The following is a 21,797-nucleotide window of genomic DNA, read 5'->3' on the forward strand; positions in this document are numbered from 1 at the left end:
AACGCCTATCCAAAAAAGCAAACCACCTTGAAGTGATCTGCTTTTTATTCTTCTGTCTGAGCTAACAACTCTAACAATCTGTTCAGGTCATCATCAGAGAAGAATTCAATTTCAATTTTCCCCTTGTTTTTAGAACGCTTTATAAAGACAGATGTACCAAAACGTTCACGTAACACTGATTCATGATCCTTAAGGAAAATATCCTTTTCCTCTGTGTCCTTTTTCGTTTCACGTGGAACACTTTCATTCAACTGCTGAATCAGCTGTTCCAACTGACGTACATTTAAGTGCTCTTGCAACACTTTGTCAATGACCGCTTTTAATTTTTCTTTCCTTTTGAGACCCAAAAGTGCCCGGCCGTGTCCCATGGAAAGTTTTCCATCATTCATCAGCTCTTGGACAGATTTTGGAAGAGATAATAGACGAATATGATTTGCGATATGTGGTCTGCTTTTCCCAAGTCTGCTTGCTAACTGTTCTTGTGTCAATTCCAGCTTTACCATCAAAGATTGATAGGCTGCAGCCTCTTCAATAGGTGTAAGATCCTCACGTTGCAAATTCTCCAGAAGCGCAAGTTCCATCATTTGTTGTTCTGATAATGAGCGGACTACTACAGGAACTTTGGACAACTTCGCCTCTTTTGCGGCACGAAAACGGCGTTCCCCTACGACAATTTCATACCCCTTAATGCTTTTACGAACAATAATCGGTTGAAGGATTCCGTGTTGCAGGATGGATTCTTTCAATTCTTCAATTGCTTCAGGCTCAAAGTATTTACGCGGCTGGTAGGGGTTTGGTCGCACTTCTTTGATACTGATTTCTTGAACGGCTTCTTCTTTAGAAGCTTCCATAGAAGGAAACAGCGCATTTATGCCTTTACCTAATCCTTTACCCATGTGTCACCACTTCCTTTGCTAGATCTAAGTAAACTTCCGCTCCACGTGACTTTGGATCATAAATAATGATGGGTTCTCCATGGCTTGGCGCTTCACTCAAACGAACATTACGAGGAATGATGGTTCTGTACACTTTATCTTGGAAATACTTTTTCACTTCTTCAATCACTTGAATACCCAAATTTGTTCTGGCATCGAGCATCGTCAGCAAGACACCATCAATCATAAGTTCTTTATTTAAATGTTTCTGTACTAACCTTACCGTATTTAATAACTGACTTAATCCTTCAAGTGCATAATATTCGCATTGTACCGGAATCACAACTGCATCAGAAGCTGTTAAAGCATTGATGGTTAATAAGCCCAAAGATGGGGGACAATCGATGATTATGTAGTCAAAAAGATGCTTCACATCATCTAATGCTCTCTTTAAACGTACTTCTCTTGAAATAGTAGGAACTAATTCAATTTCAGCACCTGCGAGTTGTATTGTTGCGGGGATGATGGAAAGGTTCTCTACCTTTGTTGATAGAATTGCCTTTTTGGCTTCCACATCTTCTACTAAAATATCATAAATACATTGATGGACTTCTGCTTTTTCTATTCCCACTCCACTAGTGGCGTTTCCTTGTGGGTCCACATCTACTAAAAGCACTCTTTTACCAATGTAGGCTAAACAAGCACCTAAATTAACAGATGTAGTCGTTTTTCCAACTCCACCTTTTTGGTTAGCAATAGCAATAATTCTGCCCATGCTGTCACCTGCCTTCAGAAAAGAACATACTTTTTATTCGTTGGTCTTTAAAAAACCGCTGGTAATTTCCGCAAATGGCTTCGCTTTCCGCGGGGCGACCTTGAGCCTCCTCACTTCGTTGCGGGGTCTCAACATTGCCGCTACTCTCCCGCTGGAGTCTTCGCCATTTGCTCCAATCACCAGCTAGAAACTACTCTATCGTTGATGATTCTAATTAACAGGACTTTTGTTTCTCATATATTTTATCATGAATTGACAGAAATTTAACTTGTTTTTGAGAATAATTATTAGGGGAGCGGGGAGTGGAATATTGTCGAAGAATGTTTCTCGGGAAATAATTGAATGTAAAGACAAGAAAAAGATGGCTTCGCTTATTACTTATCGTGTCGTAGCGCCTAGTGATATTACTAGATTGCTAGGTTTATGATAATTAACGGCGAGGGCCATCTTGATAGAGGTATTATTTTTTCGGTATACGGATCGTGAATTGGTAATATTCTTCGGTTTCTTCTTCTTGCGAATCCAGTTTAATGCCGCTATCGTTTACCATCGTAAGGGACTGGCGGATTGTGTTCATCGCAATACGCATATCTTTACTAAAGGCTTTTCGCTTAGCCTTTGGTTTTGGATTAGCAGCTTCCAGCAGCTTTACAACGCGTTCTTCTGTTTGCTTTACATTTAGTTGCTTTTCAAGGATTTCAGCAAGAACGGCCACTTGTTTTTCCGGTAGCTTTAACGGAATAAGGGCACGAGCATGACGCTCGGTAATTTTTTTCTGTAGCAGGGCATCTTGAATCTCAGAAGGCAGCTTTAATAGGCGCAGCTTATTTGCCACAGTGGATTGCCCTTTGCCTAAACGCTGGGCTAAAGCTTCTTGTGTCAAACTGTGCAATTCCAACAGCTTGGAATAAGCGATTGCTTCTTCAATGGCAGATAACTCTTCACGTTGAAGGTTTTCAATAAGAGCTACAGAGGCTGTTTCTGCGTCGTTAAATTCTTTCACAATCGCAGGTATGGTCTCCCAACCTAGCTTCTGAACCGCTCTCCAACGGCGTTCTCCAGCAATGATTTCATATTTACCCTCATCAAATTGTCGGACGACAATAGGTTGAATGATTCCATGCGTCCGAATAGTCAAAGATAACTCTTCTATTCTTTCATCTACAAAAACAGTACGTGGTTGGTATCTATTCGGAACAATGTCCTTTACAGCTACCTGCATAATTTTTTCATGATCAGTCTTTTCTACTATTTCCTGTTCTTCTTTTTCGCCAATTCCAAAAAAACGAGAGAACGGAGACTTCATAGTTCCACCACCTTATGGATAGAATCCCTATTAACGTAATTCGCTTTTCACGCTAATAAGTCCTGTTTTTCCGATCAAAATGTTTCACATGAAACGAGGTTTAATATGCACAATAACATTTATTCTAACGGTTGTTTGTTAGGTGTACCTGGTTTGCGTGGGTACTTCTTAGGTGTAGATTTAATCTTATTGATGATCAGGATATTTCTTTCACTTTCTTCTAATGGCAAGGAGAAAGAATGCACTTTTTCTAGCTTCCCACCTAATATTTGCAGGGCTTTTTTCCCTTTTTCAAGCTCCTCGCTTGCAGCCGCAGCTTTCATCGGCACAAACATACCGCCTTCTTTAACTAATGGTAGACAAAGTTCACTTAACACAGATAAACGTGCTACAGCTCTTGCTGTAACTAAGTCAAATTTCTCGCGATAGTCGGCATTTTTCCCGAATGTTTCAGCCCTGTCATGAACAAAATGAACATTCTTCAAACCTAGCTCACTTGCAAGGTTCTGTAAAAAAGTTATTCGCTTATTAAGCGAGTCCACGATGGTAACCTTTAGATTTGGAAAACATATTTTCAGAGGAATGCTTGGGAAACCGGCACCTGCTCCCACATCACATAGAGATAATTCTTGGTTTAGATCGACATAGAACGATGCGGTAATGGAATCATAGAAATGTTTAAGATAAACCTCTTCTTCATCTGTGATGGCAGTAAGATTCATCTTTTCATTCCATTCCACCAGCAGCTTGTAATATGTATCAAATTGAGAAAGCTGTTGAGGAGAAAGGGAGATCCCCTTCTCCTCCAACAGGGAAATGAATTGTTCTTTATTCATATGTTCGTATCCTTTCTATCGTTGGATTTACTCGTTGGATACTTTGGCGATACGACCTTGTTCCAAATAAACAAGCAAGATGGAAACGTCCGCTGGATTTACCCCTGAAATTCTGGAAGCCTGGGCAACGGATAAAGGACGCACTTCTTTTAGCTTCTGCCTTGCTTCGTTCGCAAGTCCGTGAATGTCATCATAATCGATGTTTTCTGGTATTTTCTTATTTTCCATTTTCTTCAGGCGGTCCACTTGTTGAAGGGATTTTTGAATATATCCTTCGTATTTCACCTGGATTTCCACCTGTTCTGCTACATCAGGAGTAATTTCCTTGTCTGCAGGCACCATTTGATGAATATGTTCATAGTTCATTTCAGGACGCTTCAAGAGATCCGCTGCCCTGATGCCATCCTTCAGCTCACTTCCGCCAGCTTCTCTGATGATGGTCTGAACCTGTTCATTCGGTTTAATAATAATGGATTGCAGGCGTTCTTTTTCTGCTTCAATTTCTTGTTTTTTCGCTTCAAACTTTGCATATCGTTCCGGGGAAATAAGTCCAATTTTATGGCCGATTTCCGTTAAACGCAGGTCTGCATTGTCATGGCGCAAGAGCAGGCGATATTCCGCACGGGAAGTAAGCAACCTGTATGGTTCATTTGTTCCTTTCGTCACTAGGTCATCAATTAGTACCCCGATATAAGCATCAGAACGGCTTAAGATAAGATCTTCCTCACCAAGGGCACGTCTTCCGGCATTGATACCTGCCATAATTCCTTGCCCGGCCGCTTCCTCGTACCCCGAGGTCCCGTTGATTTGGCCTGCTGTATAAAGGTTCTGTACTCTTTTTGTTTCAAGTGTCGGCCATAATTGCGTTGGGACGATGGCATCATATTCAATGGCGTACCCAGCTCGCATCATGCGGACATTTTCTAGACCTGGAATAGTGGAAAGAATCTTACGCTGCACATCTTCCGGAAGACTTGTGGAAAGTCCTTGCACATAAACTTCTTGCGTATTTCTTCCTTCTGGTTCTAAGAAAATTTGGTGTCTAGGCTTGTCATTGAAACGCACCACTTTATCCTCAATAGACGGGCAATACCTAGGCCCGGTACCTTTAATCATCCCAGAGTACATCGGAGAACGGTGAAGGTTGTCATCGATTAGTTGGTGTGTTTCGGCACTAGTATACGTCAACCAGCAAGGAAGCTGATCAGTAATGTATTCCGTTGTTTCATAGGAAAACGCGCGCGGCACATCATCGCCTGGCTGGATTTCCGTCTTGCTGTAGTCAATGGATGCACTATTTACACGAGGAGGGGTACCTGTTTTAAAACGCACCAAATCAAACCCCAGTTCCTCTAAATGCTCAGAAAGCGTGATAGAAGGCTGTTGGTTATTTGGACCGCTTAAATACTGAAGTTCACCCAGAATAATTTTTCCGCGCAGGAATGTCCCTGTGGTGATAACGACTGTCTTGGACTCATAAATGGCACCTGTTTGAGTGATTACACCCTTACAAACTCCGTCCTCAACAATTAACTTTTCCACCATCCCTTGAAGCAAGGTGATATTTTCTTCGTTTTCGATGGTTTTTTTCATTTCATGCTGGTAAAGGAACTTATCAGCCTGTGCACGCAATGCGCGTACCGCAGGACCTTTACCCGTATTTAACATACGCATTTGAATATGCGTCTTATCAATATTTCTTCCCATTTCTCCACCAAGCGCATCAATTTCACGCACGACGATTCCTTTTGCAGGACCGCCGACTGATGGATTACATGGCATAAAAGCAACCATATCCAGGTTGATGGTCACCATTAACGTTTTCGCTCCCTGACGAGCTGCTGCCAATCCTGCTTCAACACCAGCATGACCGGCTCCAATTACAATTACATCATAGGAACCTGCATGATATTCCATGTGTGTTCCCTCCTATTCTAGGCTCTTTTCACAATTACTTACGATAGTAGCCACTATTTCCCTAAACAAAATTGTGAGAACAATTGATCAATCAGACTTTCATGTACCGCATCGCCGATAATTTCACCAAGTATTTCCCACGTTCTAGTTAAATCTATTTGAACAATGTCTATTGGCACACCACTTTCCATCCCAACTATCGCATCTTCCAAAGCTTGTTGAGCTTGGGTGATCAGACCGATATGACGAGAGTTTGAGACATATGTCATATCACCGGCTTCTAAGTCGCCTTGGAAGAACATTGAAGAAATGGCCTCTTCTAGTTCGTCAATTCCTTGTTCCTCTTTTAAAGAGGTGGAAATGACGGTGTGCTTTTCAGCAAGTTCTCTCACTTGCTCTATATCAATTTTCGTCGGCAGGTCTGTTTTATTTACAATAACAATGACATCCATGCCTTTTACCGCTTCAAACAATTGCTTGTCCTCATCTGTCAGGTCATCGTTATTATTTAAAACAAGCAAGATCAGGTCAGCCTTTTTCAAAACTTCTCTTGATCTCTCCACACCAATTCGTTCAACTATATCTTCTGTTTCCCGAATCCCGGCAGTATCCACCAGGCGTAATGGTACACCACGGACACTTACATATTCTTCAATGACATCGCGTGTGGTCCCAGGAATATCTGTTACAATCGCCTTATTTTCATGAACAAGACTGTTAAGCAAAGATGACTTCCCTACATTTGGTCTTCCGATAATAACAGTAGAAAGACCTTCTCTTAATATCTTACCCTGTTGGGAAGTTTGTAACAGCTTTTCCAATTCTTCTTTTACATATGTCGACTTTTCGAGCAATAACTGATGGGTCATTTCTTCGACATCATCATATTCTGGATAGTCGATATTTACTTCGACATGCGCCAGCGTTTCTAAAATTTCTTGACGAAGTTTCTGGATCAGTTTGGATAATCGACCTTCCATCTGACCTAAAGCCACATTCATTGCACGATCTGTTTTGGCACGGATCAAGTCCATTACTGCTTCTGCCTGCGAAAGATCAATACGCCCGTTTAAAAAGGCACGTTTGGTAAATTCTCCAGGTTCTGCAAGCCTCGCTCCTCTGCTTAATACAAGTTGAAGTAGTTTATTAACGGAAACAAGCCCGCCATGGCAGTTAATTTCCACAACATCTTCCCTTGTAAATGTTTTAGGTCCACGCATAACTGACACCATTACTTCTTCTATTGTCTTTTCCGTTTTTGGATCTACGATGTGTCCGTAGTGAATGGTATGAGAGGCAACGTCTTTCATTTTCTTGGAAGAAGGGGTGACAAAAATTTCATCAATGATTCGGAACGCTTCATCACCGCTCAGGCGGACAATGGCAATCGCTCCTTCCCCCATTGGCGTCGAAATAGCTGCTATTGTGTCAAACTCATACATATCATTCACCTCATTTCTTTTTCTTTTTGTATCTTCTATATCAATGTAAAATAGTTCGTCCTTTAACTTACTAAGGTTAGCATAATTTTTGTGTCTTTTAAAGTATTCCTGTTCGACAGTTATCCACAAAAATTTCCCGAAAGGTTCATTTGTCATCAATTATTTTAACTTATCCACATGTGAATAACAATAAACAAATCTCGCACAATTATTTCATCAGTTTTGCCGAAGTTTGTATTAGCTAAAACCTCTTCAAAAATTTTAGGGTTCGCTTTTCTTTTTAGCCGTTCCTTTCCGCTGCAGACACTCGCTTTCCGCGGGCGGTCCGGGAGCGTGCTCGGCTAAGGCAAAGCCACTGAAAAAATCTTTGATTTTATTAATTGGTTAAACTCCGCTGTTGATTTCCGCAAATGGCTTCGCTTTCCTAGGGGCGCTGCTGGAGCCTCGCTTCACCTGTGGGGTCTTCCATGTCCCTTCCTCCCGTAGGAGTCGAGTGTATTCCACTCCAATCCACTTGTCTCAATATATTTATAAATAAAAAACGGCTAGCCCTTGATATCGGGCCAGCCGTTTTTTATTGGGATTATCTTCTTGCGACTTTGTTCTTTTTCGCTGTGATGACAAGGGAGCGGTTCGGTTCTTTTCCTACGGAGTAGGTTTCTACATCCGGATAGGCAGAGATGATCGAGTGCATCACTTTGCGTTCAAAAGAAGGCATCGGTTCAAGATGTACATCCTGTTTTGTTTTCATTGCTTTTTGTGCAAGCCGTTCTGCAAGCTGCTCCAGGGTTTCCCGGCGTTTCTCGCGGTATCCTTCTGCATCGATGACGACATTTAGATACTGACTAGAAAAGCGGTTTGCGACAATTTGCGTTAAATATTGAAGAGAATTAAGGGTTTGTCCCCTTTTTCCGATAATTAGTGCGGTTTTTTCGCCACTGATGCTGATGAAGATATTTCTACCTTCTACTTTTACATCTAGTTCTGCGACAATGTTCATTTCAGTAAGAACTTTTTTCAAGAAATTCGTTGATTCTTCGATTGGGTCCTGCTTCAATTTGACGGTTACAACACTAGGTTTAGAGCCAAACAATCCGAAGAGACCTTTCTTGCCTTCGTCAACGATTGTAATTTCTGCACGGTCTTTTGATGTGTTTAGTTGAGCTAAAGCAGATTGGACAGCTTCCTCGACTGTTGGACCAGTTGCAGTTATTTCTTTCACTTTTTCGTTCCTCCTGCAGTTCCAGCAGCTGTTTCTTTTGCTTTTCTCAGCTCCGGTCCTTTAATAAAGTAAGTTTGAACAATCATAAAGATGTTACCCACTACCCAGTATAGGGATAGTGCCGCAGGGAAATTGATCGCAAAAACAACGATCATAATTGGCATGATCCAAAGCATCATCACCATCTGCGGGTTGTTGTCCATTCCAGCCATCATGATTTTTTGCTGGATGAATGTTGTGATACCAGCAACAACAGGTAGGATGAAGAATGGGTCCGGATCTCCTAAGTCAAACCATAAGAAATTATGGTTTGCAATTTCCGTTGTACGAGTAATCGCATGGAAAAATCCAATAAGGATCGGCATTTGAACCAATAACGGAAAACATCCAGCAAGCGGGTTTACACCATGCTTTTGGAAAAGACCCATTGTCTCTTGCTGTAATTTCTGTTGTGTTTTTTGATCTTTGGAACTATATTTTTCACGAAGTGCATTCATTTCCGGTTGTAAAGCTTGCATCGCTTTTGCATTCTTTGTTTGTTTAATCATCAACGGTAAGATAGCAAATCGGATTAATAACGTTACAATAATAATAGATAGACCGTAGTCATTGTTCATTAGTTCAGCAAAATACGTAATCAACCAAGATAATGGATAAACCACAAACTCATTCCAGAAGCCTTCGCTTTCATTGGTGATTGGCTGGTTGATTTCTGTACAGCCTGATAGTAAGACTACAAGTCCGATAAGGGCCGTTAGTAGCCATATTCGATTTTTCAACCTCTTTTTCCTCCTTTTTACACAAAAAAAATGATTCCTTTTACATCCTATCATTTTTATCTGACAAATTGAATATATGTCACACTTCCAACACATTTTTTCAAGTCCCATTAACACCGCTTTTGATTTCCTCAAACGGCTTCGCTTTCCTAGGGGCGCTGCTGGAGCCTCCTCGGCTATGCCTGCGGGGTCTCCACCTAGCGCTATCTCCCTCAGGAGTCTTCGCCTTTTGCTCCAATCAAAAGCTATAAACTAAATAGAATTTTTATAGTTCACTTATAGTTTATTTCTTAACAGATAGTGTTGGGAGTTTTCTTATTACGTGTTGTAGGCTTTTCTTTACTTCTTCAAATGACATGTCCGCCGCTGGTTTTCGGGCGATCACGACAATGTCGACGCCACCAGGTAGCTGTTCGTTCATTTCGTGAATGGCTTGTCTGACTAGCCGCTTTATTCGATTCCTTGTTACAGCGTTTCCAATTTTCTTGCTGACAGATAAACCAATCCGGAATAGGGGCTGGTCCTCTTTTTGCACAGCATATATGACAAATTGCCGATTAGCCATCGACTTTCCTTTTTGGAACACATGTTGGAACTCTTTATTTTTTTTGATTCTTTGTTCTTTCCTCAATGTGTCTCCTCCTGCCTTACACAAATCCTCTAATTCGGTCCTATTTCAACATTCTTTCTCAAATCTTGTGAAAAAATAACCGGAATATGCCCGAAATAGTAAAAAAGACCACTGACAGTCAGTGGCCTTATGCTGATAATACTTTTCTTCCTTTGCGACGACGACGTGCAAGAACTTTACGTCCATTTGCAGAACTCATACGCTCACGGAAACCGTGTACTTTACTACGTTTACGATTATTTGGTTGAAACGTTCTTTTCATTACTATGACACCTCCCTGAGGATACTTCAAAATCTAAGTGGAAAAACACCTCTATATGATCGATAGACATTTATAAGCCGTTTTTCAACACTACTGGAAAGTCTTGCTTTCCTATAATATAAAATTTCTTTACAGACAGTCTTAATAATTATAGAGAATATACCATCGGAATGTCAACTTCCCAAATGTAAGTATAAATTCCCCAGCCCCACAAAGCAACCCTTTCTTTTTATATAGTAAAAACTAACAACCGATCTTTCACTCATCTCTTCAATAAAAGTTGCGTTGATCGGTTAATCTCCGTTCCAGGCGCTTCGCTTTCCGCGGGCGGTCCGGGAGCCTCCTCACTTCGTTGCGGGGTCTCCCCTGTCCCTTCCTCCCGCAGGAGTCTGCGCGCCTTCCTCTACGATTAGCTAAGTTTTAATTTTTCACTTTATGCATCTAACTTTTTTCAACCTGTGAATAACTTTTTTCGCTATTTTTCGTCATCCACAACACTTATCGACAAGGTTTACACAGTATCTTGTGTTGTGGAAAACTTTTCTCCACAACTTGTGGTACTTGTGGATAATATTAAAAAGCAATTGCAACATAAGGTTTTTTTTGATATTATTATTGTGTTTTCACTCTTAATAAATGATTAACAGAAAATAGTTTTCCACAGATTGTGGATAAGGTGTGGATAGTTATCCAAGGTTGTGTGTAAGTATTTGTCCACAGGTGCGGTTTTTTGTCGAAAACTACTTTTCTACTATATAATATCTTTTTCACAGTATACGAATGAATAAACATACAACGGGTGTTTTTCTAGCAGAGTGTTTGTTGAACAAAACTTGTACAGATAAGCACCTTTTTCTATTGTCAAAAGGGTGTCAGACACAAACGAAAGGGGGATTCATGATGAAAAATATTTCTGATCTATGGGTCAAAGCACTAAATCAGATAGAGGAAAAAATAAGTAAGCCCAGCTTTGAAACATGGTTGAAGAGTACAAAAGCTCATTCTTTGCAGGGAGATAATCTCGTGATCACTGCACCAAATGAATTTGCACGTGACTGGCTCGAGTCGAGGTATTCCGGTCTTATCGGAGAAACCATCTCTGATATCACAGGTGAAGATTTATCCATCAAATTTATTATTCCTCAAAACCAAGCAGATGAAGAGATCGAGATAAAAACTCCTCCTGCAAAAGTAAAAAAAGACGATGATATGATCGAAATTCCTCAAAATATGCTGAATCCGAAGTACACATTCGACACATTCGTCATCGGTTCTGGAAACAGATTTGCTCACGCTGCCTCTTTGGCAGTAGCTGAAGCTCCAGCTAAAGCCTATAATCCTCTTTTTATTTACGGGGGAGTAGGACTAGGAAAAACCCACTTAATGCATGCCATCGGCCATTATGTTATTGAGCATAATCCTGCAGCAAAGGTGGTCTATTTATCATCTGAAAAATTCACCAATGAATTCATTAATTCCATTCGTGACAACAAGGCTGTCGATTTTCGCAATAAATATCGAAATGTCGATGTGTTGCTTATTGATGATATTCAATTCCTTGCCGGAAAAGAACAAACACAAGAGGAATTTTTCCATACATTTAATACATTGCATGAAGAAAGCAAACAGATTGTCATCTCTAGTGACCGTCCTCCAAAAGAGATTCCGACATTGGAAGACCGCCTGAGATCTCGCTTTGAATGGGGCTTGATAACAGACATCACTCCACCAGATTTAGAAACCCGTATAGCTATCTTACGTAAAAAAGCAAAAGCAGAAGGGTTAGATATCCCAAACGAAGTGATGCTCTATATCGCTAATCAAATTGATTCCAATATCCGTGAATTGGAGGGGGCACTTATCCGAGTGGTTGCCTATTCTTCCCTGATTAATAAGGATATTAATGCTGACTTGGCAGCAGAAGCACTGAAAGATATCATTCCAAGCTCTAAGCCTAGAGTGGTGACCATTCATGACATTCAACGGACCGTTGGAGAAGAATACAATGTTAAATTAGAGGATTTTAAGGCAAAGAAACGAACGAAATCGGTTGCTTTCCCTCGACAAATTGCCATGTATCTTTCAAGGGAACTCACAGATTATTCCTTGCCGAAAATTGGAGAAGAATTCGGAGGTCGAGATCATACGACCGTTATTCATGCCCATGAAAAGATCTCCAATCTCGTAAAAACAGATACAACATTACAAAAACAAATACAATCAATTGCCGATTCCCTTAAAAGTTAAATAGAACAATAGTGGAAACTGTGTATAAGTGGAACTTGGTTAAACACAGGTTATTCACATGTGGATATTTACTCTGCGTAACAAAAATACGAGTTATCCACATAATCACAGCCCCTACTATTACTTCTACTAGTTTTTTATTAATAAAATATATAAATAGACCTGCCCATTAAGGAGGATTACGATGAAATTTATTATCCAACGCGACAAGTTAGTTCAAAGCGTTCAAGATGTACTAAAAGCAGTTTCTTCCCGGACAACCATTCCAATTTTGACTGGAATAAAGATTGTTGCTACAGAAGAAGGAGTTACACTTACTGGAAGTGATTCTGATATCTCCATTGAATCCTTCATTCCTTCTGAAGAAGATGGATCGGAAAATGTCGAAGTAAAAACAGCTGGAAGTGTTGTGCTGCAAGCCCGATTCTTTAGTGAAATTATTAAAAAACTTCCAATGGATACAGTCGAAATCGAGGTACAAAACCAGTATGTAACGACCATTCGTTCTGGAAAATCGGAATTTAACCTAAATGGACAAGATGCTGCTGAATATCCGCATTTGCCACAAGTAGAGGAACAAAATGTATTCCGTGTTCCAACCGATCTACTAAAAAACATTATTCGACAAACTGTCTTTGCAGTGTCCACCTCAGAAACACGCCCTATCTTGACAGGTGTAAACTGGAAGCTTGAAAACCATGAACTTACCTGTATTGCAACAGATAGTCATCGCCTGGCTTTACGTAAAGCAAAGGTGGAAGCGGAAAATGACATTACATGCAATGTAGTCATTCCTGGTAAAAGTTTGAATGAATTAAATAAAATTTTAGATGATACGAACGAATTGCTTGATATCGTCATGACGGAGAACCAAGTACTTTTCAAAGCAAAAAATATTCTTTTCTTCTCCCGTCTGCTTGATGGAAATTATCCGGATACTTCCCGATTAATTCCTGCTGAAAGTAAAACGGATATCACGGTAACAACGAAAGAGTTCCTTCAGGCGATTGATCGCGCGAGCTTACTTGCAAGAGAGGGACGAAATAATGTAGTAAAGCTTGCTACTTTAGAGTCTGATACACTTGAAGTTTCCTCTAATTCTCCAGAAGTCGGAAAAGTAGTGGAACAAGTCCAAAGTAATTCCATTGATGGTGAAGAACTGAAAATTTCTTTTAGCGCAAAATATATGATGGATGCTTTAAAGGCTCTTGAAGGAAACGAGATTTTAATTAATTTCACTGGTGCGATGAGGCCGTTTGTCATCAAAACATTACATGATGATTCCATGCTTCAACTTATCCTGCCAGTCAGAACGTACTAATAAACATAGAATCAGAAAGCTGCTAGTGACCATTCCTAGTGGCTTTCTTTTCTATATGGAAAAGTTCTAGTACAATAGGAAGTAGACAATAAGGGAATAGTAAAAGTAATACTTATCCCTAAAAAGAAAGTGAGCGCGAAATAATGACAGAAATTCAAATTTCTACAGAAATGATCACACTTGGACAATTCTTAAAGTTGGCCGATGTCATTCAATCAGGCGGGATGGCAAAATGGTTTCTTTCAGAATACGAAGTGAAAGTGAACGGAGAGCTTGAAGACAGAAGAGGAAGAAAACTGAAAGTACAAGATGTAATTGAAATAGATGGTCATGGAAAATATGTCGTTGTTTCCGGATGAGTTGGTGATACGGATTGTATATTGAAGAATTGACGTTAAGACACTATCGAAATTATGAAAGCTTGCATGCCGTATTTGAAAATGGTGTGAATGTCATATTAGGAGAAAACGCACAAGGAAAGACAAATGTGATGGAATCTATCTATGTATTGGCAATGGCAAAATCACACAGGACGTCCAATGATAAAGATCTTATCAGATGGGACGAAGAGTATGGTAAAATAGAAGGCAGGATACATAAACGGAATGGAGAGTTGCCGCTGCAACTAGTCATAAGTAAAAAAGGGAAGAAAGCAAAGATCAATCATATTGAACAAACCAAATTAAGTCAGTATATCGGAAATATGAATATCGTCATGTTTGCACCTGAGGATCTAACCCTTGTAAAAGGTAGTCCTCAGGTAAGACGACGTTTTATAGATATGGAACTAGGACAAGTATCACCGCGGTATATGCATGACTTGTCGAGGTATCAAAAAGTACTTCAGCAGCGCAATCATTACTTGAAGCAGTTACAGACAAGAAAGCAAAAAGACGAAACCATGCTGTTTGTATTAACAGAGCAGCTTATCGAATTGGCTGCGAGCGTGACGGAAAAGAGGCAGGAATTCGTTCAATTGCTGCAAAGCTGGGCTCAGCCAATTCATAAAAGCATCAGCCGTGATTTGGAAGAATTGACTATTATCTACAAACCATCCATTGATTATGTATCAGAAACAACAAACTTGTCGAAAATGATAGAAGCATATAACGAAAAGTTTGATAAAATAAAAGATAGAGAAATTGAAAGAGGCGTGACACTATTTGGTCCCCATCGTGATGACCTGCTCTTTCAAGTGAACGGAAAAGATGTCCAGACATTCGGATCACAAGGACAACAGCGCACGACAGCTCTGTCGCTGAAGCTTGCAGAAATAGACCTCATTCACTCGGTAGTTGGGGAATATCCGATACTGCTCCTTGATGACGTATTGTCTGAGTTAGATGATTATAGACAGTCCCATCTCTTAAACACCATTCAGGGGAAAGTTCAAACCTTCGTGACAACAACGAGTGTGGATGGAATCGACCATCAAACCCTGAAACAAGCGGCTACATATGAGGTGGTCTCCGGTACGATCAAGAAACGAAATTGAGGTGAAGGCTCATGTATTTGCATATTGGAGAAGAAGTAATGGTGCGCGCTTCTAAAATTATTGCTATTTTAGACCGCAGGCTCCTGCAATCTGACTGGAAGAGTACTCTCCCGGAAGTAGCAGACAAATCCATTAAAAATATCAGTAAACATGACATCAAATCAATCGTGATTACCGAGGAAAACATATACCTTTCTCCGTTAGCCTCAACAACCTTGAAAAAAAGAATGGATACCTCGATGGAGGAGTTCCTTTATTAGAGAAACTGCCTGTTATAGGTGTGTTTGTTGCCCAAAAGGACAACCAGTCTATTGTGTAGAAATAAAAAGTGAAGGTGATAGATATGACGATGGACCAAAAAGAATTGCAAGAAAACAGCTATGATGAAAGTAATATACAGGTACTTGAAGGCCTTGAAGCCGTTAGAAAGCGACCAGGTATGTACATCGGTTCCACCAGTGCCAAAGGACTGCATCACTTAGTGTGGGAGATTGTCGATAACAGTATCGATGAAGCATTGGCGGGGTATTGCTCTGAAATCAATGTTATTGTCGAAAAAGACAACAGCATCACCGTAAAAGATAATGGCCGTGGTATTCCAGTCGGAATTCATGAAAAAATGGGTCGTCCCGCAGTAGAAGTAATTATGACCGTACTTCACGCAGGTGGAAAATTTGGCGGTGGCGGTTATAAAGTATCCGGAGGTTTGCACGGGGTTGGTGCATCCGTTGTTAATGCCCTTTCCTCTGAGCTTAAGATATATGTCCATCGTGATGGCAACATCCATTACCAGCAATACAATAAAGGTGTACCGAATGAGGACCTTAAGATAATTGGTGAAACGGACATCACAGGGACAATCATTCACTTTGTTCCTGACGAAGAAATTTTTACAGAAACAAAAGAATATGACTACGATACGCTGGCACACCGTCTTCGTGAGCTTGCGTTCTTAAATAAAGGAATACGAATAACGATTGAAGATAAGCGTGAAGAAACGCCGAAAAAGAATGAATACCATTATGAGGGCGGTATCGCTTCTTATGTAGAGCATTTAAACCGTACAAAGGAAGTCATTCATGAGGAAGTTGTGTTTGTGGAGGGAGAAAAGGACGGAATCTCCATCGAAGTGGCACTGCAGTATAATGACAGTTACACAAGCAATTTGTACTCTTTTGCCAACAACATCAATACCTATGAAGGTGGAACCCATGAATCTGGCTTTAAGACGGCATTGACGAGAGTAATCAATGACTATGCCCGCAAGAACAATATTTTCAAAGATGCAGACAGCAACCTAACTGGGGAAGATGTTCGAGAAGGCTTGACGGCGATCGTTTCGATCAAACACCCAGATCCTCAGTTTGAAGGCCAGACGAAAACGAAATTAGGAAACAGTGAAGCAAGAACAGTTACAGATTCTGTTTTTACGGAAAAATTTGAAGGCTTCCTGCTTGAAAACCCTTCTGCAGCCAGAAAAATTGTAGAAAAAGGTTTAATGGCTTCCCGAGCAAGAATGGCAGCCAAGAAAGCAAGAGAACTCACTAGAAGAAAGAGTGCTTTGGAAATCTCCAGCCTTCCTGGAAAATTGGCAGACTGCTCCTCTAAAGATCCGTCGATCAGCGAATTATATGTGGTAGAGGGAGATTCTGCGGGAGGATCAGCGAAACAAGGGCGTGATCGCCACTTTCAAGCGATTTTGCCTTTACGTGGAAAGATTATCAATGTGGAAAAAGCACGGTTAGATAAAATCTTATCCAACAACGAGGTACGTGCCATTATTACAGCGCTAGGTACTGGAATCGGCGAAGACTTCGACATTTCCCGTGCCCGATACCATAAAATCGTGATCATGACGGATGCAGATGTCGACGGTGCCCATATCCGTACTCTTTTACTGACATTCTTCTACCGTTACATGCGCCAGATCATTGAACATGGATACATCTACATTGCCCAACCGCCTCTTTACAAGATTCAACAGGGTAAAAAGATTGAGTATGCGTACAATGAACGTCAGCTTGAGGAAGTTCTTGCGACCATGTCTGATCAACCAAAAGCCGGCATCCAGCGCTATAAAGGATTAGGAGAGATGAACCCAGAGCAGCTTTGGGAAACAACCATGGATCCTATGACTAGAACGTTGCTACAGGTAAGCCTGCAAGACGCAATCGAAGCGGATGAAACATTTGAAATTCTAATGGGCGATAAAGTAGAACCGAGAAGAAACTTTATCCAAGACAATGCCCGTTATGTAAAAAATCTGGATATTTAACTTAAGTATCCATAAAAAAGCGTGGTAGTACTATGCCGAGCCACTGAAAAATGAAAACTAAAGTTCTAATGGTTTCTAGCTGGTGATAGGAGCAAATGGCGAAGACTCCAGCGGGAGGGTAGCGACAATGTTGAGACCCCGCAGGCTTGCAGAGGAGGCTCAAGGTCGCCCCGCGAAAAGCGAAGCCATTTGCGGAAATCAACAGCGGTTGTTAACAAACACCAAGAATTTAGTGATAATTCAGTGGCGACGTGTCATGCTATCCTGTCTTTTACATAGAGAAGAGCGAAAGCGAATGTGGTCTTGAACTCACATTTCGCAAGGAGGTTCGTTATTATGTCTGAGAGGTCCTCAGTTAAAGAAATAAATATCAGTCAGGAAATGAGAACATCATTCCTGGACTATGCCATGAGTGTTATCGTATCCCGTGCCCTGCCAGATGTAAGGGACGGATTGAAACCTGTACACAGACGTATCTTGTACGCCATGAATGATTTAGGTATGACAGCTGATAAAGCTTATAAAAAGTCCGCCCGTATCGTAGGGGAAGTAATCGGGAAGTACCATCCACATGGTGACTCCGCGGTTTATGACACGATGGTACGTATGGCACAGGACTTTAACTTCCGTTATATGCTGATTGATGGCCACGGAAACTTCGGATCTGTCGATGGTGACGCAGCAGCTGCCATGCGTTATACCGAAGCAAGAATGTCGAAGATCTCCATGGAGATACTTCGCGATATCAATAAAGACACCATTGATTACCAAGATAACTATGATGGTTCCGAGAGAGAGCCGATTGTATTGCCAGCACGTTTTCCAAACCTGCTTGTAAACGGTGCTTCCGGTATCGCGGTTGGGATGGCAACCAATATCCCGCCTCACCAACTGGGAGAGATCATTGACGGAGTACTTGCTGTAAGTAAGGACCCTGACATTACCATTCCCGAGTTAATGGAAATCATTCCTGGTCCAGACTTCCCGACAGCAGGTCAGATTCTGGGCAGAAGCGGAATCAGAAGAGCGTATGAAACGGGCCGCGGATCTATCACGGTTCGTGCTAAAGTGGAGATTGAAACAAAACCGAATGGCAGAGAAGTCATCCTTGTACATGAACTTCCTTACCAGGTGAATAAAGCAAAACTTATCGAAAAAATCGCGGACCTTGTTCGGGATAAGAAAATAGAAGGCATCTCTGACTTGCGCGATGAATCAGACCGTAATGGTATGCGTATCGTCATGGAAGTCAAAAAAGATGCAAACGCTAATGTCCTTTTAAATAACTTATACAAACAGACGTCCCTTCAAACAAGCTTTGGTATCAACTTGCTTGCACTAGTTAACGGGGAACCGAAAGTATTGAACCTGAAACAATGTCTGTATTACTATCTAGAACATCAAAAAGTCGTAATTAAGCGCCGTACGGCATTCGAACTGCGTAAAGCGGAAGCAAGAGCACACATCTTAGAAGGTCTGCGCATTGCCTTAGATCACTTAGATGCTGTAATCACCTTGATCCGTAGTTCACAAACGGCTGATATTGCCCGTGAAGGGTTAATGACCGAATTCTCTCTATCTGAGAAACAAGCACAAGCTATTCTAGACATGCGTCTACAACGTCTAACCGGCTTAGAGCGCGAAAAGATAGAAGAAGAATACCAAGGGCTTATGCAGCTTATTGCTGAACTGAAAGCGATTCTTGCAGATGAAGAAAAAGTACTTGAAATTATCCGCGAAGAACTAACAGAAGTTAAAGACCGTTTCAACGACACACGTCGTACAGAGATAATGGTTGGCGGCTTTGAAAATATTGAAGATGAGGATTTAATTCCACGTCAAAATGTCGTGATCACTCTTACGCATAATGGCTATATTAAGCGTCTGCCTCTTTCGACTTACCGCAGCCAACGAAGAGGAGGTCGTGGGATTCAAGGGATGGGAACCAATGAAAATGACTTTGTTGAACATCTATTGACCACATCCACACACGATACGCTATTATTCTTTACAAACAAAGGGAAAGTGTACCGAGCAAAAGGTTACGAAATCCCAGAATTTAGCCGTACAGCAAAAGGAATTCCAATCATCAACTTGCTTGAGGTGGAAAAAGGAGAATGGGTCAACGCCATTATTCCGGTGGAAGACTTTGTAGATGACTGGTATTTATTCTTTACAACCAAGCATGGAATTTCCAAGCGATCTCCTCTATCTCAATTCGCCAACATCCGTAAGGGCGGTTTAATTGCTCTAGGATTACGCGAAAGCGATGAGTTAATCTCAGTAAAATTAACTGATGGAACGAAAGAGATGATCATTGGAACGAAAAACGGAATGCTCATTCGCTTCCATGAAACGGACGTACGTTCCATGGGTAGAACGGCAACGGGAGTAAAAGGAATCTCCATTTCCGAAAATGATGAAGTGGTAGGAATGGAACTTCTTGATGAAGGCCTCGATGTACTAGTCGTGACCAAAAATGGTTACGGTAAACGTACTCCGGCCGAAGAGTACCGTGTCCAAAGCCGAGGAGGAAAAGGGATTAAAACATGTAACATCACTGAGCGTAATGGTGAGCTAGTTTCTGTTAAAACCGTAACCACTGAAGAAGATCTAATGCTGATTACAGCAAGTGGCGTCTTGATTCGTATGTCTGTCGATGGAATCTCACAAATGGGTCGAAACACCCAAGGAGTGAAGCTGATTCGTCTTGCAGAGAACGAATTTGTGACGACAGTCGCAAGAGTGGATAAAGAAGACGAGCCAGAAGATGGTACGGAAGATACAGAAATGGAAGAAGGAAATTCCACAGAAGAGGTCGAAGAATAAGAAGAGTAAATGATCAACTCTAAGAGAGGAGCACTTTTATGTGTTCCTCTTTGTTTATAAGGAGAGAGCGTTCATGTTAGTGAAAACCGAACAGCTAGTGGAAGGATGTATTCTGGCACAAGAAATAAAGGCACTCACATCAAAACCAATTATGCCAAAGAGAACCGTTCTGACAAATCAACACATTGAAATTTTAGAGTCTTTCTTGGTAGAAAAAGTCGAGATAGAAGCATTCCTCTCAAACGGACAACCCTTCAACCCTCAATTGTTAACCATGATTGAAGATAAACCAAAAGAGGATTCCTTTTTACAGATGTACTTAAAAGCAACGCAATCTTACAAAAAAATGTACGAGGCATGGGGATCAGGTGCCCCAATTGATTATAGTGCCGTCCGCAAGACAATTATCCCTTTAATTGAAAAATCCCTTCAATATCAAGAAGAAGTTTTTGCCCTCTACCATTACACAAACGAAGAAGACTATATCTATCATCATTCTGTAGCAGTGGCCATCATTGCTTCTGCAATAGCGAAATCACTTGGCTATAAAAAGAAAGATATCATTCAAGTCGGCATAGCTGGCTTCTTAATGGATTGCGGCATGTCCCGCATCGATCAGAAAATCTTGAAAAATGTTGCGGCCCTAAGAAAAGAGGAATTTGCCCAAATAAAAGAACACCCTATCTTCAGCTATCAAATGGTAAGCAAACAACCAGTAATTCAGGATGAAATAAAGCTTGCTGTATTGCAGCATCATGAACGCTACGATAAAACCGGCTATCCTTTTGGACTCTCAGAAGACAAAATACACACCTATACAAAAATACTTGCAGTCGCAGACGTTTTTCATGCGATGACATCACCAAGGAAGTACCGAAGCAAACAATCTCCATTTAAAGTGATTGAACAGCTGAAACATGAAACCTTTGGAAAATATGATCTTTCTATCGTTCAAGCTCTCACGTCAAATGTTTGCAGTTTCAGCATAGGTGACAAGATAAAGCTTTCTAATAATAAAATTGCAGAGGTTGCCTTTATCGATCCCCGATATCCGTCTAGGCCAATGGTGAGAGAAATTGACTCCAATCAATTCCTCACCTTAAATCAAGAATTAGACATTCATATAGAAGAAGTTTTAAAATAACTCCACTGCTATATGCCTCAACAAAAAACGAAGGAAATCTATAAGGTTTCCTTCGTTTTCTATGTTATAAACAAGAAAATAAAAATATATTAAAAAAGTAATTGCATCCCTAATCGACCCGTGCTATAATCAATCAAGTCAGCAACGACAACGAGTTGCATCTTACATAACTATCGAAAAAAGATAATAAAAAGATGTTGACTTAAAATGAAATAAATGATATATTAATGAAGTCGCTTTTGAAAGGCGGCAACATAAAAGAGTTCTTTGAAAACTAAACAAAACAACAGCGTCATAACGTCGGTTCTACGGAACACGACAAAATGATTTTAAGTAACACAAGCTAGCAAATTTTGAGCAAAAGCTCAGACTCTTTATTGGAGAGTTTGATCCTGGCTCAGGACGAACGCTGGCGGCGTGCCTAATACATGCAAGTCGAGC

General features: G+C 40.8%; 18 protein-coding genes and 1 rRNA gene. 9 read left to right on the forward strand and 10 right to left on the reverse strand.

Features of this window, described 5'->3' with window-relative positions; all coding sequences use genetic code 11:
* Positions 1–44 precede the first annotated feature (44 nt).
* From HF078_RS05705 to rpmH, 10 genes are all read right to left on the reverse strand, one after another.
* Positions 45–896 carry a ParB/RepB/Spo0J family partition protein gene (locus HF078_RS05705; RefSeq protein ID WP_169290264.1) on the reverse strand — a complete coding sequence of 284 codons (852 nt, stop codon included), beginning with the start codon at positions 894–896 and terminating at the stop codon, positions 45–47.
* Positions 889–1,650, reverse strand: a complete 762-nt coding sequence (locus HF078_RS05710; RefSeq protein WP_060665635.1) for a ParA family protein — start codon at positions 1,648–1,650, stop codon at positions 889–891. Before HF078_RS05710 ends, HF078_RS05705 begins: the two co-directional genes overlap by 8 nt.
* A gap of 460 nt (positions 1,651–2,110) precedes the next feature.
* Entirely contained in the window at positions 2,111–2,956 is an 846-nt protein-coding gene (noc, locus tag HF078_RS05715) for a nucleoid occlusion protein (RefSeq protein ID WP_060665634.1), read from the reverse strand.
* 119 nt (positions 2,957–3,075) lie between these two features.
* Positions 3,076–3,792, reverse strand: a complete 717-nt coding sequence (gene rsmG / locus HF078_RS05720; protein ID WP_169290265.1) for a 16S rRNA (guanine(527)-N(7))-methyltransferase RsmG — start codon at positions 3,790–3,792, stop codon at positions 3,076–3,078.
* Between the two features lie 27 nt (positions 3,793–3,819).
* Positions 3,820–5,709 (reverse strand): tRNA uridine-5-carboxymethylaminomethyl(34) synthesis enzyme MnmG, encoded by a 1,890-nt coding sequence (gene mnmG / locus HF078_RS05725; RefSeq protein WP_169290266.1) that lies wholly within the window; start codon positions 5,707–5,709, stop codon positions 3,820–3,822.
* 53 nt (positions 5,710–5,762) lie between these two features.
* Positions 5,763–7,151 (reverse strand): tRNA uridine-5-carboxymethylaminomethyl(34) synthesis GTPase MnmE, encoded by a 1,389-nt coding sequence (gene mnmE / locus HF078_RS05730; protein WP_169290267.1) that lies wholly within the window; start codon positions 7,149–7,151, stop codon positions 5,763–5,765.
* A gap of 583 nt (positions 7,152–7,734) precedes the next feature.
* Complete coding sequence (jag, locus tag HF078_RS05735) at positions 7,735–8,373, reverse strand: RNA-binding cell elongation regulator Jag/EloR (RefSeq protein WP_169290268.1); 639 nt, start codon at positions 8,371–8,373, stop codon at positions 7,735–7,737.
* On the reverse strand, positions 8,370–9,152 hold the full coding sequence (gene spoIIIJ / locus HF078_RS05740) for a YidC family membrane integrase SpoIIIJ (protein WP_169290269.1): 783 nt from the start codon (positions 9,150–9,152) through the stop codon (positions 8,370–8,372). The genes jag and spoIIIJ overlap by 4 nt, the downstream gene beginning before the upstream one ends.
* A 283-nt stretch (positions 9,153–9,435) precedes the next feature.
* Positions 9,436–9,783, reverse strand: coding sequence for a ribonuclease P protein component (gene rnpA / locus HF078_RS05745; protein WP_169290270.1), 348 nt, complete (start codon positions 9,781–9,783; stop codon positions 9,436–9,438).
* A 127-nt stretch (positions 9,784–9,910) separates the two neighbouring features.
* Positions 9,911–10,045, reverse strand: a complete 135-nt coding sequence (gene rpmH / locus HF078_RS05750) for a 50S ribosomal protein L34 (protein ID WP_010197888.1) — start codon at positions 10,043–10,045, stop codon at positions 9,911–9,913.
* Between the two features lie 900 nt (positions 10,046–10,945).
* Between rpmH and dnaA the strand changes: the two genes are divergently transcribed.
* The 9 genes from dnaA to HF078_RS05795 all read left to right on the forward strand — a co-directional run.
* Positions 10,946–12,292, forward strand: a complete 1,347-nt coding sequence (gene dnaA, locus HF078_RS05755) for a chromosomal replication initiator protein DnaA (protein WP_169290277.1) — start codon at positions 10,946–10,948, stop codon at positions 12,290–12,292.
* Positions 12,293–12,476: 184 nt separating this feature from the next.
* A complete protein-coding gene (dnaN, locus tag HF078_RS05760) occupies positions 12,477–13,613 on the forward strand; it encodes a DNA polymerase III subunit beta (RefSeq protein WP_169290271.1) in 1,137 nt (378 codons plus the stop codon).
* 140 nt (positions 13,614–13,753) lie between these two features.
* A complete protein-coding gene (gene yaaA, locus HF078_RS05765; RefSeq protein ID WP_481747999.1) occupies positions 13,754–13,972 on the forward strand; it encodes a S4 domain-containing protein YaaA in 219 nt (72 codons plus the stop codon).
* Between the two features lie 14 nt (positions 13,973–13,986).
* A complete protein-coding gene (recF, locus tag HF078_RS05770) occupies positions 13,987–15,108 on the forward strand; it encodes a DNA replication/repair protein RecF (RefSeq protein ID WP_148987003.1) in 1,122 nt (373 codons plus the stop codon).
* Positions 15,109–15,119: 11 nt separating this feature from the next.
* Complete coding sequence (gene remB, locus HF078_RS05775; protein ID WP_168863616.1) at positions 15,120–15,368, forward strand: extracellular matrix regulator RemB; 249 nt, start codon at positions 15,120–15,122, stop codon at positions 15,366–15,368.
* Between the two features lie 89 nt (positions 15,369–15,457).
* On the forward strand, positions 15,458–17,383 hold the full coding sequence (gene gyrB / locus HF078_RS05780; protein ID WP_169290278.1) for a DNA topoisomerase (ATP-hydrolyzing) subunit B: 1,926 nt from the start codon (positions 15,458–15,460) through the stop codon (positions 17,381–17,383).
* Between the two features lie 336 nt (positions 17,384–17,719).
* Positions 17,720–20,212 carry a DNA gyrase subunit A gene (gene gyrA / locus HF078_RS05785; RefSeq protein ID WP_169290272.1) on the forward strand — a complete coding sequence of 831 codons (2,493 nt, stop codon included), beginning with the start codon at positions 17,720–17,722 and terminating at the stop codon, positions 20,210–20,212.
* A 73-nt stretch (positions 20,213–20,285) separates the two neighbouring features.
* A complete protein-coding gene (locus tag HF078_RS05790; RefSeq protein WP_169290273.1) occupies positions 20,286–21,356 on the forward strand; it encodes an HD-GYP domain-containing protein in 1,071 nt (356 codons plus the stop codon).
* 374 nt (positions 21,357–21,730) lie between these two features.
* Positions 21,731–21,797 (forward strand): 16S ribosomal RNA (locus HF078_RS05795); the annotation flags it as partial.

This window comes from Bacillus sp. RO2 (assembly GCF_012911845.1).
Classification (GTDB): Bacteria; Bacillota; Bacilli; order Bacillales; family Bacillaceae_I; genus Sutcliffiella_A.

Coding starts and splice junctions, on each gene's coding strand:
- HF078_RS05705 (WP_169290264.1), bottom strand. CDS start 896: ATGGGTAAAGGATTAGGTAAAGGCATAAATGCGCTGTTTCCTTCTATG.
- HF078_RS05710 (WP_060665635.1), bottom strand. CDS start 1,650: ATGGGCAGAATTATTGCTATTGCTAACCAAAAAGGTGGAGTTGGAAAA.
- noc (WP_060665634.1), bottom strand. CDS start 2,956: ATGAAGTCTCCGTTCTCTCGTTTTTTTGGAATTGGCGAAAAAGAAGAA.
- rsmG (WP_169290265.1), bottom strand. CDS start 3,792: ATGAATAAAGAACAATTCATTTCCCTGTTGGAGGAGAAGGGGATCTCC.
- mnmG (WP_169290266.1), bottom strand. CDS start 5,709: ATGGAATATCATGCAGGTTCCTATGATGTAATTGTAATTGGAGCCGGT.
- mnmE (WP_169290267.1), bottom strand. CDS start 7,151: ATGTATGAGTTTGACACAATAGCAGCTATTTCGACGCCAATGGGGGAA.
- rpmH (WP_010197888.1), bottom strand. CDS start 10,045: ATGAAAAGAACGTTTCAACCAAATAATCGTAAACGTAGTAAAGTACAC.
- dnaA (WP_169290277.1), top strand. CDS start 10,946: ATGAAAAATATTTCTGATCTATGGGTCAAAGCACTAAATCAGATAGAG.
- dnaN (WP_169290271.1), top strand. CDS start 12,477: ATGAAATTTATTATCCAACGCGACAAGTTAGTTCAAAGCGTTCAAGAT.
- remB (WP_168863616.1), top strand. CDS start 15,120: ATGTATTTGCATATTGGAGAAGAAGTAATGGTGCGCGCTTCTAAAATT.
- gyrB (WP_169290278.1), top strand. CDS start 15,458: ATGGACCAAAAAGAATTGCAAGAAAACAGCTATGATGAAAGTAATATA.
- gyrA (WP_169290272.1), top strand. CDS start 17,720: ATGTCTGAGAGGTCCTCAGTTAAAGAAATAAATATCAGTCAGGAAATG.
- HF078_RS05790 (WP_169290273.1), top strand. CDS start 20,286: ATGTTAGTGAAAACCGAACAGCTAGTGGAAGGATGTATTCTGGCACAA.